Annotated in this window: 15 protein-coding genes; 9 read left to right on the top strand and 6 right to left on the bottom strand. The window is 52.4% G+C overall.

Annotated features, from left to right (window positions below; all coding sequences use genetic code 11):
* Positions 1–100 precede the first annotated feature (100 nt).
* Positions 101–622: a YHS domain-containing (seleno)protein gene (locus Q5Y75_RS24025; RefSeq protein WP_306202304.1), complete on the bottom strand. Its 522-nt coding sequence runs from the start codon at positions 620–622 to the stop codon at positions 101–103.
* Between the two features lie 256 nt (positions 623–878).
* Between Q5Y75_RS24025 and yghU the strand changes: the two genes are divergently transcribed.
* A complete protein-coding gene (yghU, locus tag Q5Y75_RS24020; protein ID WP_306202454.1) occupies positions 879–1,757 on the top strand; it encodes a glutathione-dependent disulfide-bond oxidoreductase in 879 nt (292 codons plus the stop codon).
* A 53-nt stretch (positions 1,758–1,810) separates the two neighbouring features.
* Here the strand turns inward: yghU and Q5Y75_RS24015 are convergent, their stop codons facing one another.
* Together Q5Y75_RS24015 and Q5Y75_RS24010 are read right to left on the bottom strand one after the other, a co-directional pair.
* On the bottom strand, positions 1,811–2,599 hold the full coding sequence (locus Q5Y75_RS24015; protein ID WP_306202303.1) for an SseB family protein: 789 nt from the start codon (positions 2,597–2,599) through the stop codon (positions 1,811–1,813).
* A 54-nt stretch (positions 2,600–2,653) separates the two neighbouring features.
* Positions 2,654–3,235, bottom strand: a complete 582-nt coding sequence (locus tag Q5Y75_RS24010) for a uracil-DNA glycosylase family protein (protein ID WP_306202301.1) — start codon at positions 3,233–3,235, stop codon at positions 2,654–2,656.
* Positions 3,236–3,577: 342 nt separating this feature from the next.
* On the opposite strand from Q5Y75_RS24010, the gene Q5Y75_RS24005 reads away from it, so the two are divergent.
* The 7 genes from Q5Y75_RS24005 (at position 3,578) to Q5Y75_RS23975 (ending at position 10,698) form a co-directional block, all read left to right on the top strand.
* A complete protein-coding gene (locus Q5Y75_RS24005; protein ID WP_306202299.1) occupies positions 3,578–3,898 on the top strand; it encodes an Arm DNA-binding domain-containing protein in 321 nt (106 codons plus the stop codon).
* Between the two features lie 196 nt (positions 3,899–4,094).
* On the top strand, positions 4,095–4,418 hold the full coding sequence (locus tag Q5Y75_RS24000) for a hypothetical protein (protein ID WP_306202297.1): 324 nt from the start codon (positions 4,095–4,097) through the stop codon (positions 4,416–4,418).
* A 93-nt stretch (positions 4,419–4,511) separates the two neighbouring features.
* Positions 4,512–5,768: a hypothetical protein gene (locus Q5Y75_RS23995; protein ID WP_306202295.1), complete on the top strand. Its 1,257-nt coding sequence runs from the start codon at positions 4,512–4,514 to the stop codon at positions 5,766–5,768.
* 386 nt (positions 5,769–6,154) lie between these two features.
* Positions 6,155–6,817, top strand: coding sequence for a hypothetical protein (locus tag Q5Y75_RS23990; RefSeq protein WP_306202293.1), 663 nt, complete (start codon positions 6,155–6,157; stop codon positions 6,815–6,817).
* A gap of 1,285 nt (positions 6,818–8,102) precedes the next feature.
* Complete coding sequence (locus tag Q5Y75_RS23985) at positions 8,103–9,290, top strand: site-specific integrase (protein ID WP_306202290.1); 1,188 nt, start codon at positions 8,103–8,105, stop codon at positions 9,288–9,290.
* A gap of 74 nt (positions 9,291–9,364) precedes the next feature.
* Positions 9,365–9,772: a hypothetical protein gene (locus Q5Y75_RS23980; protein WP_306202288.1), complete on the top strand. Its 408-nt coding sequence runs from the start codon at positions 9,365–9,367 to the stop codon at positions 9,770–9,772.
* 335 nt (positions 9,773–10,107) lie between these two features.
* The gene (locus tag Q5Y75_RS23975) at positions 10,108–10,698 is read left to right on the top strand and encodes a hypothetical protein (RefSeq protein ID WP_306202287.1); all 591 of its coding nucleotides are present in this window, start codon (positions 10,108–10,110) and stop codon (positions 10,696–10,698) included.
* A 390-nt stretch (positions 10,699–11,088) separates the two neighbouring features.
* On the opposite strand, the gene Q5Y75_RS23970 is transcribed toward Q5Y75_RS23975, so the two are convergent.
* From Q5Y75_RS23970 to Q5Y75_RS23960, 3 genes are all read right to left on the bottom strand, one after another.
* Positions 11,089–13,326: a hypothetical protein gene (locus tag Q5Y75_RS23970; protein ID WP_306202286.1), complete on the bottom strand. Its 2,238-nt coding sequence runs from the start codon at positions 13,324–13,326 to the stop codon at positions 11,089–11,091.
* Between the two features lie 173 nt (positions 13,327–13,499).
* Entirely contained in the window at positions 13,500–14,036 is a 537-nt protein-coding gene (locus Q5Y75_RS23965; protein WP_306202285.1) for a DUF6998 domain-containing protein, read from the bottom strand.
* Positions 14,037–14,333: 297 nt separating this feature from the next.
* Positions 14,334–14,798 carry a hypothetical protein gene (locus tag Q5Y75_RS23960; RefSeq protein ID WP_306202283.1) on the bottom strand — a complete coding sequence of 155 codons (465 nt, stop codon included), beginning with the start codon at positions 14,796–14,798 and terminating at the stop codon, positions 14,334–14,336.
* Here Q5Y75_RS23960 and Q5Y75_RS28590 point away from each other — a divergent pair.
* Positions 14,721–14,888: a hypothetical protein gene (locus tag Q5Y75_RS28590; RefSeq protein WP_371933304.1), complete on the top strand. Its 168-nt coding sequence runs from the start codon at positions 14,721–14,723 to the stop codon at positions 14,886–14,888. The genes Q5Y75_RS23960 and Q5Y75_RS28590 overlap by 78 nt on opposite strands.
* Positions 14,889–14,956 lie beyond the last annotated feature (68 nt).

Here is a 14,956-nt window from a genome sequence, read left to right as displayed (position 1 = left end):
AGGGCGAGCAATTTTGTGGGCCATCAGAGGGATGATCTATACAAAAAGCGCCCGGTAAAATGACCGGGCGCAAACTGGTTACCAGGGGGTAACGTTGCGACTACTTGACCGGAGCCGCAGATTCAAAATTCGGGATCGGGTTGGTCGAGGCTGTGTCTGTCTCAATGCCGGGCCAGTTACCTTGCGCCAGGTCGATATTGCCGGGAATGTTCTCTTCCCAGAAGGTGACGACATTTGGCGTGATGTTCAGATAGAGCTTGTCATCGACGATCCGCCACAGGTTCGGGTTGCCCGGCACCTTGCCACCGCGCGACACGCCATAGGCGCAATGCCCGTCATATTGCGGCGCATAATAGGCGGGGTTGGACTGGAATTTGTCACGGTTTTCCGCGTTGGCAAAGGCAAAGGTGGCACCGTTGTACTCGGCGGTGAACTCGGTGCTGCCCTTGACGCCTTCGGGCTGGGACTGGCCGACCGCCGCCTGCGGCAGATCGCGGTAAGCGACAACATCATAGCCCGATACAGCAAAGCCGGTATCATCAAGATATTGCGGCCCCGCAAAGGCGGGAAGCGCCAGCGCCGTGGTCGCGGCAGTCACAAGAGCAAAGGCAAAACGTTTCATAGATCGGGTCCTCTGTGGGGTTGTTGCAACAAGATGCCGGCGCGTTACCAGCGTGACACTGACAATAGGAGCTTTGCAGCACTTGCGAAGCCCCCCTCGCGGCGCTGTGACATGGCAGGAGATTTCGTGAGCCCAGCCTGCCGAAATGTTTCAAATTGGGACCGAAATACGCATGGTGGGGTTGGACTTTGGCCGCGACGGTATTAGCTGCGGGTCGCGGGCCTGTGCTGCCCTGCAAGATATGGATGACCTGCTGATGACCGATCAATCGACCTACACCCCGCCCACAGTCTGGACCTGGGACGCCGAAAGCGGCGGGCGCTTTGCCTCTATCAACCGGCCCATCGCCGGCCCGACCCATGACAAGGACCTGCCGACCGGAGATCACCCGATACAGCTATACTCGCTGGCAACCCCCAATGGCGTCAAGGTCACGGTCATGCTGGAAGAGTTGCTGGCCCTTGGACATTCCGGCGCTGAATATAATGCCTGGCTGATCAATATCGGCGAAGGGGACCAGTTCAGCAGCGGCTTTGTCGGAGCCAATCCCAATTCAAAAATCCCCGCCCTTCTGGACCGTTCAGGCGATGGCGAGCTGCGGGTATTCGAGAGCGCCTCGATCCTGTTTCATCTGGCCGAGAAGTTCGGTGAGTTTCTGCCCAAAGAGGGCCCGGCGCGCACCGAAGTGATGAACTGGGTGTTCTGGCAGATGGGCAGCGCACCCTATCTGGGCGGCGGCTTTGGCCACTTCTACGCCTATGCGCCCGAGAAATGGGAATATCCGATCAACCGCTTCGCAATGGAAACCAAGCGCCAGCTTGACGTGCTGGAGCGTGAATTGGCCGAGAAAGAGTATATCGCGGGCGATGAATACACCATTGCTGATATGGCGATCTGGCCGTGGTATGGGCAGTTGGTCCTCGGTCGGCTCTATGACGCGGCAGAGTTTCTGGACGTGACCAGCTATGAAAACGTGATGCGCTGGGCCAAGAAGATCGACGCGCGCCCGGCGGTCCAGCGCGGCCGCATGGTCAACCGAGCCTTTGGCGAACCCCATACCCAGTTGCACGAGCGCCACGACGCCAGCGATTTCGAACATCGCACCCAGGACAAGCTGGAACCGGCGGCAGAGTGACCGGCCCTGCGGCGCGGCCCTAACGGGTCGCGCCTACAAAACGGTCGTAGTTCCTACTTGAGCACTGGCGGTTTTTCCGGGTCCATGCCGGGCGTTGCGGGTGGTGTTGCCAGCGGCTCAGGCTGCGGCAGATCAAAGCGCAACCCGTGTCGCGCCAGCTTTGCCGCCATGGGGTCGCTGGCGGCAAAGAACCCCACATCCATTGAACCGGCCTCGATACCGGAAAAGGTCAGCGCCTCCGAGGCCGCTTTGGCCAGCGCATCGCGCGCGCCCTCAGGGGCATCCAAGAAAGCAAGAAGATGACCGCGCCCCCCGCCCTGGTAGGTCACCCCAACCAGATAGGCCGCCTGCGCCAGACCTGCGACCGTTACCAGTTTCGCGTCGAGCGCCGTCAACAGGCGTTCCGGCAGGCCCGCAGGCGGGTGCAACTCGGCTATATGGCCCTCGACCTGGTCGGGCTGCTGAGCCAGCATGTCCAGCAGCCAGTCCACCGCTTCGCCCGGTATCAGCTGGGCCGAGGGCGCCACATCCAGATTGAGGCCAAGCCCGACCCCCTGCCCGGCCAGCATCCCGGCCAGCACCCGGCCCGACAGCGCCGCGTAAGGCGCAGGCCGCCCGGCAAAACGGGCCAGCCGCTCTTCGCGGTCGAACACCAGCACGAAACGGCCATCCGCCACGTCAAACAGCTCTGGCGAAATCTCATCGCCCTGCGCCTCCTGCGTCAGCAGCAGGAACAGTTCGCTATCGGCCAGCCTTTCGAAAAACCGCAATCGGGCGCCCTCATCCGCGCCCTCCTGCTCCATCGCCGCATGGGCGGCATCCAGCACTGTTTGCTCAGTCATTCATCACGCCCCGTATTTGATCACCAACCCGCAGAAGCTGGCCATCTGTTCCACCTAGCTGCTCAATAAGGAATACACACTTCGCTGTATGCGCGGCACAATGTCTGCCTCAAACCAAGGGTTGTTTTTGAGCCAACGGTTGTTTCGCGGGCTCGGGTGCGGGAGGATGAAATTCCCGTCATCGCGCTCACCTGACCGCCGTACCGCGTCTGCTACGGACAGTCCTCTAAGCGATGGCGCATGCCATGCAATCGCATATGCGCCCAGGATCAAGGTGAGTCGTACATCCTGCAGTGCGCTGAGTACCGGAGCGCGCCAGGTCGTCGCGCAAATCTTACGGGGCGGCTTGTCACCGCCTGCCCCTCCGCCGGGGAAACATAAACCCATCGGGAATATACCTACCTTGGGGTCCGAATAAAACCTGTCCTTGTCGATCGCCAACCAATTGCGGAGCCGATCACCTGACGGATCATCGAACGGACGCCCCTTGGAATGTGTGATACGACCGGGCGCCTGCCCAACAATCAGGATCCTCGCCTTATCGCTCAACTGAAATAGCGGGTTGGGTCCAAGCGGCAGATCCGTACAAAGAGCGCAGGCACGCATCTTGGTTTTCAGGGTTTCAAAATCACTCATTGAAATCGCAGTGCATCCTCACGATGGTTGATGAGCCCTCATTCCGACGTTCGCCCAACGGGCCAAGCTGCCGCAAGAAGATGTGGCTGCAAATTTCCGCGCCGGCGTTCGAGGCCGATCTCATGATCATAGAGGATCAAGCAGTCGCATCCACACCCCTATACCGCCGCTGCTTACAATTTTCTTACGGCCCCATTCTGCCCCAAGAAAGTGAGGTCGTAGTAGTAAGCTGAGCCGCTGAATCTCCTCCATTTTGTGTAGAGTCCGTAAGCGTTTGCACTGCTCCCCAACTTTGGACCGTCGGAAGCTGGAGTTTTCCAGATCGGTCACGATGACGGGCTGGTGAAGCCATCGGGGGCCAAGACCTGTCAGGCGCAGTATCGCAAAGGCGGGCACACGCGGCGTGTCTCGATTGGGCGGCATGGCAAGATCACCGTTGATGAGGCGCGCAAGCTGGCAAAAGAAATCATGGACGACGTGGCAAAGGGCGAAAACCCTGCCGAAGAGATCACCCAGCACCGACGCGCGCCAACCGTTGCCGTGCTGTGTGAGCGGTTCTTTGACAACCATGCCAAGGAACGCTGCAAGCCCTCTACTCAGGGCGAATATCGCCGCGCTGACGATGCTGACGATGCTGACGATCAAATTGGGTGTTCTAGGTGAATAGAAGCGACTTCGGTGATTGCCGGTTTGGCGCTACAACGCGGTTACTTGATCTGCAGCATCTTGCGGGAAGTGCCCCAAAAGATGGGGTACGGCTTTACGACATCTAACCGTTTTGAGCGCGACAGGTTTCGTGATAATATTGGCACTAGCAACCCATTCATTGAACGCATTCGTTAATTAGGACAACAACCGAATGACGGCTGGTCATCCAACCAAAGCTGGCGACGACTACCTTGAGCTGTACCGAAGTACGATTACCTCAGTGAATAGCATAATCGGAGCACTGAGTGCATTCTTAGTGCTTTTGATTCTCAGTATCATTATTCCAATAGATGGCAGCGTAGCTGAGTTAAAAAGATTGAATGTGACTGACGGCAGCCAAATGGAGACTCTCGTTGTTCGTCAGGTGGAAAATCGGCTCGCAAAAGCACAACAGGTAGATTCTAAGGGTCGGCCAGTTGTTATAAACAAAATGAACATCCTTATCTATGCCGACGATCGTGAGGCACGCGCCTAGCACGCTGCTCGCCAACAGCTAGCAAGCGAAGGCGAGCGCGAACGAAGGCTCACAAATATCACGAGTTTTGACATATTAGGATTTTCAATCCCGGTGCCCAACAGCTTTAGCTGCTTGGTCTGGTTTGTCACCTTGGTGCTGATGTTTCTGTATGTACAACATAAACGCGTTGTCGCTTTCTCACTTCTTGCAAATGCGTTCGACGCATGGCAGCGAGAGTTCCCAAAGGATCCGCCACCAGAGGACTTTGCCGGTCGCGCGCCTTTCTGGCTTGCGCCGGTTCGCTGGGTGCCAAATTGGGCAGGTAGGACCCAGAACTTCAATGAAGATCGCTTGTTATTATCTCTAGGTTGGAATCGCTCGTCGGAGTACTTCGCCTGGCTTCTTGCAATGCTATTTGGTGGATTTTGGCTTCTTCTGTCAGGGTACGTCACTCTAGTTGGCATGGAATTAATGGGCGACCACGAGCGGACCCAAAAGTTACTCAGATTTACACAACTGCAACGAGATTTCACCCAAATCGGCTTTGTTTTTGCGTTCTTGCTTTGCGTCATACTATCAATAGCTTGGCTCGCCCGCTATAGCGGCGGATCAAAAACGCATGATCGTCTGCGCCGCAGTCTTATTGGCTCTGTGCCAGCTGCACTCGCGGGTTCCGTGTTTGGGGCGCCTTTGCTTGAAAGATGGATGTCTGATCAGCCACTGTCCAGTGAATTCAACCCAACCGATTCTGAAGCAACAATCGCTGCACAGAGTGGAAGGTTCTTCCAGTACAAGGGCCAGCGTGGAACTCAGCTAATCTATTTTCCCAAAATTCTCGTTGACGGGTATCCTGACTGTCGAATGGTTTTGGACGATGAACATTTGATTCCAGTAGATGACCAATCAAAGCTAGACTTCAGCCAAATTCGCTTGCACGATTTTACGACTGTGATTGAGATCGCTGCTTTGGAACGAATTGATGAAGACAATGGTGCGGCCGTGCGACTGCTGGAAGATGCATTAAATCACATGTTCTCCAATCCATCGAAGCTACCTGTCAGCTATCGACTTATTGACTTGCTCCATCGCATTCAATTGGCACAATCCAGCGATGAAGGCATTGCTCGACTTCGTTCGATCATCGCTGCAGGTGTGACAAAACTCGAAGATCGGTCCGACCCGCTTAGTCGGCGCATTGCGCGAGATCACCAGAAGCTAAATGACCGTCTTCATGCGTTGGGCAAAAGCGGCTCGTCCCCAAAAAAGACTTGGAGCTACTTCCGATCAGTATATATAGGCGACTCGCTCAAGCCAACGACCTTGACATTAACGTTGGAAGATCAAACAGTTAATCTAGAAGGGAACTGATCTGGGATCTACTCCCCCGGGGAGAGAGGCGGTTCGATTCCGCCCCCTTCACCGAAATTCCGGGGCTTGAGCCAGTGTAACACATCGACGTTAAACGCATATTTTGCGTTGAGAGATCGGGGCATTACAGGAAAGTTGAACGTAGGGTAGCCCTACGGCAGCGCTGTAGTCGAACACCGATTCGGGGCACCTTACACCTGCATTCAATCTTGATAGATAACGGTAATCAGCCCGAGACGGGAATGGTCCTTGATCAAAGCTGGCAGGAAGGGTCATGCGCCGCAGGAGTTTTCTGACTACCGTGAAAGCTGCAAACAAGCTCTCAACGTGTGCCCTGTAGTGGTGTTCGCCTTCTTTCTAGCTTAACTTGAGCTTAGAAGACGTGGATGGGGTGTCAGGTGTTATTTCGGAGTATTGAAAATTGGTTAGATCCAGAAAGACATGTTAACTACGATCGCAGTTCCCTCACAGATATTGAGCGGAAGGTACGAGTGCTCGCACGAGAGATATCTAGACGTTCCTATGCATTAAAGTGTTTCGAACTTGCAGAAAGGTTCTGCCGAAAAAACCAAAAGTCTGATATCGAATTTGTGGCGCGCGGGATGGTAACAGCTCTAACAAACTATGGTGTTAACCAGCGCCAAATTAGCCAAACAGTAATCAACACCTTTTTTAGAACCAAGAAAGTAGACGGCACCTCCGCGCTCAAACCATTCTTTCGGGAGATCTTTCCACATCATCACAACTTTAGTGTGCTTTTCACTTACGATACTCCAATTGAAGCACTGCCAGAGAGTGTTCTCAGACTATTTCGTCTTGAAAGCGCCAATGCGGTTCCGAAGGATTTCAAAGGCAAGAAAGGTGTCGGGAAAGTACCAAAGCTAAAGTCTGCAGATTGCTATCTGATCGCATCAAACATCAGTGCAACCGACAAGTTTTCCGCAGTAGATCAGGCGAAACAAAAAATTCAACGTGTCCATGACATATTTGGAATCTATCACCACAAGCTTGAATACTATTGTGATGAAAAGGCCTTCACGCTTCAATAATGCTGTGCAGACAAACTGTCGGAAGTGAAGCTCCAAGACAATTTAATGCAATACACTCTGGACAACACAGTATCTGACGCCGCCACAAAAGTTGATCGGTTGACAGATGTATTGCGGTTGCCAGGTGGCCCAGATCGAGCCAAGTTTTTTCGCGTTGTTGCTTTTCACGGATCAGCAAGTCAGTCAGAGAATGTCGAAACCCAAATTGTAAATTTGTGGACCGCGCTCGAAACCATGTCTCCTTCACGTGAGAATTCTTCGATTGTATCATGTGTGTCCGCGGCGTTAATTCCAATAATATCATTGAACTATTTTAGACAGGTATTCCAATCACTTACTTGGGATATCCTTAGATGGAATAGGCATCTGCTGACAAAGGCACTGAGGACTGCAACACTCCCATCAGAGAGTGACCTTGTGAAAAAGGGCTTTTGTCTTGTCACTCTATCAGAGAACGAGAAATCCCTTTCTGGGCTTCTTTCGGATCTCGGCAACTTCGAATTACTTCGGTATCGCATTTTTACTTTGAACCGAAAGTTTCAATCAGCGAGCTCCGCATCTAGGTTACTTACGGAACATGAAAGACGGGTAAGATGGCAGATCAACAGAATTTATCGAGCTCGGAATAGGATCATCCATAGCGGTTCCTCACCGTCGAACGCCAAGTTTCTTTTTGCGAACGCTCATGACTACTTTGACCAAGTGTTTGATTCTTCATGCGCTCTTTGTAGTGGCTCAAGTGGCTACGATAATTATCGAGATGCGTTCAATTTTTCGAACCTCCTGTACGAACAATACATCGCCAAGCTTAGCGCCACAGATAAAGTTGATTTAGCAAGTGCATCGACTTGGCTGTGGATGCCACCGAAGGAACCGGACGCAAGGCGTTGGTTTGAAACAGAGAGTGGGTGATGTGCTACACGGTGGCTAGTTAACGCTTTCCCTTGTCAAAACGTTTGCGATAGCCCCTCAAACGTAGCACTGTTGTAGCACTGGGTTTGGAGGTGGAAACGCGAGAAGCGCCCCTTGGGGCGCTAGTATGTTGTTCTGTATTGATTATTTTGGTTGCGAGAGTAGGATTTGAACCTACGACCTTCAGGTTATGAGATAGCCTAAGCGGGGTCGCACGGGTTACGCCTGATTTTGCCCACTTACCCTATCTTATTGGAATCGCTTATCTTTCCTTGACGACGACTGCGCTTGGCTTCTACGCCTTACCCCATGATTTGCTTCCAGTTGCTTCCACAGTGCTTCCACGGGGCGTATGAAGGGAAAGGATAGAGCTATGCCAAAACTGACCAAACGCACCGTCGAGGCGCTGCCAATTGATGCAAAAGATTACTTTGTCTGGGACAGCCAGATCGCGGGTTTTGGCGTGCGGGTAATGCCATCGGGGGCCAGAACCTATCAGGCGCAGTATCGAAAAGGCGGGCGCACGCGGCGGGTGTCAATTGGGCGGCATGGCAAGATCACCGTGGACGAGGCACGCAAGCTGGCAAAAGAAATCATGGGCGACGTGGCAAAGGGTGAAAACCCCGCCGAAGAGAGGGCCCAGCATCGCCGCGCGCCAACCGTTGCTGCGCTTTGTGAGCGGTTCTTTGACAGCCATGTCAAGGAACGCTGTAAGCCCTCTACGCAGGGCGAGTATCGCCGCGCCATCGATCTCTTTATCAACCCGGCTTTGGGCAGCTTCAAAGCCGTGGATGTGGAACGGAAAGACATCGCCGATCTGCACCATAAGTTCCGGGACAAACCCTATCAGGCCAACCGGACACTTGGGGTCTTATCCAAGATGTTCAATCTGGCGGAAATCTGGGGCCTGCGGCCTGACGGCTCCAACCCGTGCCGCCATGTGCCGAAATACCGCGAGGTGAAACGCGAACGGTTCCTGAGCCAGCATGAATTGCAGCGCTTGGGGCAGGTCTTGGCGGAAGTGAAACGCAATGGCACGGAAACACCCTTTGTTGTTGCCGCCTTCCGCCTGTTGATCCTGACCGGCTGCCGGTTGGGAGAAATCCAGACCCTGAAATGGGAATACATCACCGCGCATGGCATGGAATTACCTGACACCAAGACCGGCGCGCGGCGCATTCCTCTGCCGCAGGCGGCTCGTGATGTTTTGGACGCCCTGCCCCGCACTCCGGGAAACCCATATGTGATCGAAGGTAAGCTTGAGGGGAAACACGCCACTGATCTACAACACCCATGGCGGCGCATTCGTGAACAGGCCGGGCTATCAGATGTGCGCATTCATGACCTTCGCCACACCTATGCGTCCAATGCGGTTTCTTTCGGCATGCCCATTCAGATGGTTGGCCGCTTACTCGGACACACGCAGTTACAGACCACGATGCGTTACGCACACCTCGCCGATGATCCGGTTCGGCAGGCAGCAGAGAAAAACGCGGAAATGCTCGGAAATGCATTGAGTGTTCCGGAAATCCATACCCGGAAGTTCCGTGTCGTTTCCTGACATTTCGGCACATCTTGTAACCTTCGTTGAGGTCACGAACCCTAGGCTCCAAGCAACTCCGCAACAAGTTCGAGATGCGCAGCTGGCAGGATGTGCATGACACCATAGGAGACGCCTTCACAGACGCGCTGAGACGTATCCGTTACTGCATGCCAATCAAAGACAGCAACCGCGCCCGCTGGCCTACCCACGAGCTTTGGCAACAGTTCGAGGCCGTGATTGGCAATGATCTAATGCAAAACTGCGCGGGTGTTCTGCCCTGCGATGTTATCCAAGCCAACCGCGCCGCCAAGATGCGAGAACTCGACGCGCAACTCGCCGGGCTGTTCGTTACGCGAGCGGCGATATCCGACGTGTCTGCCGAACAGTTTGATGATTTCATGGAACGCCACGTTGAAGCGCTGGCGCGGATTGCGAGGGAGCATGCCTCGCCGATTGAAGATCGGCTGAACAAGGTTCGAGCAAGATATAGGCTATTCTGACAACAACAATGATCACCTGATGGAGCCATCGTTCGCGACTGTCACAGTCAATGGCGGTGATGCGCAGATAGTGACCTTTACAAAGTCAAAGTCTGTTCCAAAAAGCGGAGCCTCAAACACTGCTAGAATTTGACCCAATGAGCCCCTGAGCTGCCGTTCCACCATGATTTGGGCGCTGCGTCTGCATTCGTCGGGCCCCGCTGCTAACCGGACTTACACAATGGCATGGTGAATAGTTATGAACGGACATCGTGGTGGAAGCTCTATACCCGAACTGCTATTCAATGCGCTCGTGCAATGCGTTTGCTACGCGACAAAGCTTTGGGACAAATCACATGGCCACAAAAGAAGATATTCTTGAACAGATTGTTGAAGAATTCCTAATCCATCGCGGTTATTTTGTTCAGCACAATATCAAGTTTTTACCGCGAAAAGACCATCCGGATTTCATAGCAAAAAAAGACTCCAATCACAGTGATATTGATGTTGTTGGCTACCACCCAAAGCTTAAAGGTGCTGAAAAAGTTCTCGCTGTGAGTTGCAAGAGTTGGCAAAGCGGTTTTCACCCCGCCTCTAAGATTGACGCGATTGAAAAGGGTAAAAAAGTCAGCGGTCGAATGGCGTGGCAGAGTTTCCGAGAACTTACCGTTCCCAAGTGGTCTGAAGCATTCATACAGGCGATTGAAGACGTAACTGGTACCAGGAACTTTACGTATATAACCGCTGTAACGAAAGTTCGCGGGGACAGGGCGACTTGGGAGTCTTATCTTCCGTTCAAGAATGCGCTGGGGGGCAACCCCATACGTATACTGACGTTTGAGGATATGATTCTTGATATACAGGGCTCACTATCCACAACGCTGGCAGCCACTGAAGTCGGCAGAATGCTTCAATTGTTTCATGCATCTGGGATGCAAGTCAGATAGAGTTGAGCCCTGACCTTTCATTGCCGTACCAATTCGGTGCTGCAGGCGCATCCGGCGGGTCGGCAACCCCAAAGTAGACACTGATCAACTACACCTCGGGGGCGAAAGCAGGCGTGCGCTGCAGTTGCGAGCTAGCGATGGGGGTGGGGGCAGTGCCGACATTTAGAACACCTCACTCAATTTCCCGCTGCAGAGACGCAAAGGTGACCCCGAGCCCATTTGTATGTACCCGCTGCTGTTCGCAAGATTTCAATGTACCTCTTCAGGAATGGGAACGATTGGCAATCCTAACAATCCTGTCGGAACAGCATTTTCGTCCCCCTCAAGCTGATCAGCCAAGCTGTGAATAGACTTGGGAAAACAGCAAGCAAACTGGCTTGAGCACAAGGTTTAGATGATGGGGCCACGGATCGAGCTACTTGGCGGCAAAAGCCTAAAAAAGGAGACGCCATCATAGTTTTGTGACCTCGATCGTTTGGCAAAGGTAAGTACTAGGCAATCAGATGTTCCATGAAAATCTTCGCACACATGGAGTGCCATAGCACGGCAGTGGTGCGTTAGGCTTTCTGGATCGTGGAACTCATTTTCCGAAATCAGGTTTAGCAACACAATATACTGCCTCTTGCCGATTACATACTTTGAATGCTCTCCCGTTTTCTGTTTACCACCGGCGCCTGATCTCCATCTAGACACTCTCTTCTGGAGATAGATTGACGAAGGCGGCGGCTGGTTCATTAGCGTGAACAATATGTCGAACTTGTGCCTATCGATGCTAGGGTGCCCTGCATAAACCTCTTCCGCAATACGCTTCCATCTTGGTGGAAGATGAACTCCCGCAATGTCTACATTCGATCTGTCTTGTCTGGGAACCTTGTTGGTACGTACCATCGCGTCCGAATCAAGGAACATTAGCGCTTTTTCTTTGGTATCATCACCTAGGACGCAGAAACCGTTGGTGAGGTACATCGATAAAAGGTCTTGCTCATCTCCAATGAAACTAATGAGTTCCTCAATCGAGTAACGCCTGCTTAGATAGTGCCCAAAAGAAACCTCGCTATCTAGATACTTAGAAAGCATCCGAAGTTCGCCTATCGATAGTGATGGTGCCCATGGTGTCGCCGCGTCGATCAGTCCGATACCCTCGAAATAGCGGCGACCTGCGGTCAAGGAAGCCAAACTCTCCATTGTGATTCCAAAACGATAAACTGCCTTGGGTTTACTCAAATCAACTCGTACTTCTTTGCCTGTTTTCTTCTCGACTAAGTGCGCATTCTTAGGGTTTCTGTTAAGATAACGTTGTAGTCTCTCAGACTGTCGGGCCGGTTCTACGAACAGCGTGTCGAGTGATAATTTGAGGCTCTTCTTCGCACCTCTCTTCGCTGCCTCCGCGATCTTTCCTGACTTCGCTTCAAATACAAAAAGCTGATTGCCCAGAATTGCGATGACATCGTTCTCGAAAGTCACGCCACTGTCTGGGTCCTTCCAAAGGACGCTACTGTACACATCCGCCGACGGCATAGCCTCTTTGATAGTTTCGAAGACTATCTCTTCCAGCGCTTCTGAGCGTGATGCTGAGAACAACTCTTGCGTTACTTTGTCATCCGGGAGCAGCGATTGGATGATACTAAAAGGGAACGCGATAGCCGCTTGCGGTATAGCTGTGAAATAGTTTCCACAGGGCGTCTCAACGAAGGGCTTTGACCATGTCGGGTTGTTCATAAACATGTATTCAAATTTACACTCTGAAAGCTCCCCGGGCTTCAAAGAGAGCACAGAAAGCATCTCTCGTTCTTCTTCACTGAGGTCTTCTTGCTTAAAGGTGTAAATCCACTCGTGCGCTATTTCAGCGAGTTGAAAAGCTAAGTACTGATAGATTTCGAAACTGATATTTGTCTTATCCAGTTTCGCCCAGAGGTGGTCTGCGAGCGAGCACTTATCAATGAAGAATGCTATGGAATTTTCAACTTGCTCCTTAGATTTCGCCTTTTGGATATCGTCAACATGTTGGTAATGCTCAGACAACCTTTCGCCACACTGGTCCAATAGCTGCACCAGTGCTCCGTACTTCACCTTTAGTCGGTGGGCATTTTTTGTCTTTTCGTCAAATATCGAAGCAATCTTACTGACCATAAGCAAACATGCTGCTCGATCAAAATTGAACCGGTAGTGCAGCGTTTGCACTTTGGACCTATGGGCAAGCTCTCGAAAAACATCCTCATCCCCGGCGCTGCCAGCAGTTTGTTTCTTGACAAATGCACGGAGCATTCGGTCGCCGTTCTTCCAAAGCCTCACGAAAGTTCCGGGAGATGGTGCAACTCTAGTCCGGGTAGGATCGTTCATAAGCAACGAGGCTTGCAACAACTCTACGGTGGGTAGCTGAACAACGGGCACTCCTGTTTTTGAACCAGTATTTTCAACCAAGCTTTGCGACGCTGAACGGGCTAATACACTGTATGGGTCGCGCAAAGTCAGGACGAGATGAAATAAATCGCACTGTTTCTCAAACTCTTTGGTCCAATCACTTGGCTCGATTTCTTCTGTCAGACCATAGTGTTCCTCGATGTCATCGAACTCTTTGAAATCGTAACCATGTAGGTAGGCTTGAAAGCTGTCTTTGTCCTTGGTCATCGGTTTCCCAGACTATATTTTCTTGAAAGTGCATTGCTTCCACGCGATGTGCTTGGCAATGCGGATAACAAAGCATGGTATGGCTCTCGATGGGTCATTCAATTATTTTGATAGCGCCAGGCACGTGGCGCCACTATGTGGCGAACTCGATGAACCGAAAACACTTTTCTCCCTCACAAGTGAGTACGGAATTTGAGGAGGCCGAAAACTTCGTGAGGTAACGGGGTGAAATTGCTGCTCGAAGTAAGAACGGCAGGAATGCAGGCTGCGGCTGCAGCATCTGGTATTATCGACGAATGGCAACTAAGGTGAAGATTTTCCAACGCGGGCCGCCCGGGCAACAAGTCGCACCCGCACACCCCGGCCCGCATCGAAAAGTCTTCACCATTGTAGACAACTCTGATGAGTTTTCCTTTGGGACGGCTAAGAACCAAAAGGTGCTCCGGCTTATACCGGATTGCAACGCTTTTGCCTTGAGTGAGCTTTATCTCGACTTTTCGGCCATCCTGAGCACGTGCATCGTGGCCCATGGTCGAAGCCGAGTTTAAAGTTAGGTTGAACATATACGAAGCGACCACCTCTCCGACACTACCAACCAAGTGACCATCCAACGTAAACTTCCGCCCGGGAAAAATACGTTCGAGCGCATCAGTCGAATGATACAACTGGTCAATGAGTTCTGCTACTCTGCTCCATTCGACGTCGGGCATTTGGATTTCTCTCCAGTACCTAATCAATTTGACTTTGGTGCCTTGGTTACAACCACGCAGCCAACCAATGGCCGTTTTCTGTTTGGAAACTTGAGTATCAGTTGGTGTGTCAGGTTCAACTGTGGGCCGATGATCGCCCGCATGCGAAATGCTAGATCAACGTACCGCGATCGATTGTGAAGTTCCAAATTGCCTCTACTATCGAACTACATTTTGCACAGGAATGAGTTGGACTGCGTCATGCGACTTTCGATCAAGGAACCAATCCCGGAAATTTTCGAAGCTTGGGAAGCCCTCTCATCGGCTGCTGACGCCCATCTTTCGGAAAACAGGGAGCTGGCGGACAGGTTCTTGAGAGATGCAGATAGTCGAGTCGTGTGGTCTTGGTTGAACCCGGCTTGGGAAGACGTTGACCAACACGTAGTCGAGGCCCACCCAAGTGGCGATACGCATACAGTGGCAAAATCCGAGCGCGATCCAGACCGCAGAATTCGCGCAGCAGTGAGGAAGGAAGTACTGCAACGCGATGGATTTCGCTGCCGCTACTGCGGTATTCCAATCGTGTCTGCCGACATCAGGAAAAAGCTGACCAAATTGTATCCTGAGGCCGTTCCTTGGATCAATTCGGATCCAGCCAAGCAACATGCAGGTCTTCAATGCCTTTGGCTGCAATTCGATCATGTTATCCCGCATAGCCACGGAGGACTCAGTGATGCGGAGAACGTTGTAGTAAGTTGCGCACTTTGCAATTTCGGCAAGCATGGATTTACCTTGCGCCAGTTGGGAGTCTCAGACCCACGTTTGAGGGAACCCATCTCGGTGGCTTGGGATGGACTGGAAAGACTTCGGTAGAATAAGTGGTCGTCATGTCTGGCTACTGGGTGCAGGACACCTTGCAGCTAGAAGCGGTGGCAGGTTTG

The sequence above is a fragment of the Ruegeria discodermiae genome (genome assembly GCF_030758345.1).
Classification (GTDB): Bacteria; Pseudomonadota; Alphaproteobacteria; order Rhodobacterales; family Rhodobacteraceae; genus Ruegeria_C.
This window is presented reverse-complemented; position numbering and strand designations above follow the sequence as displayed.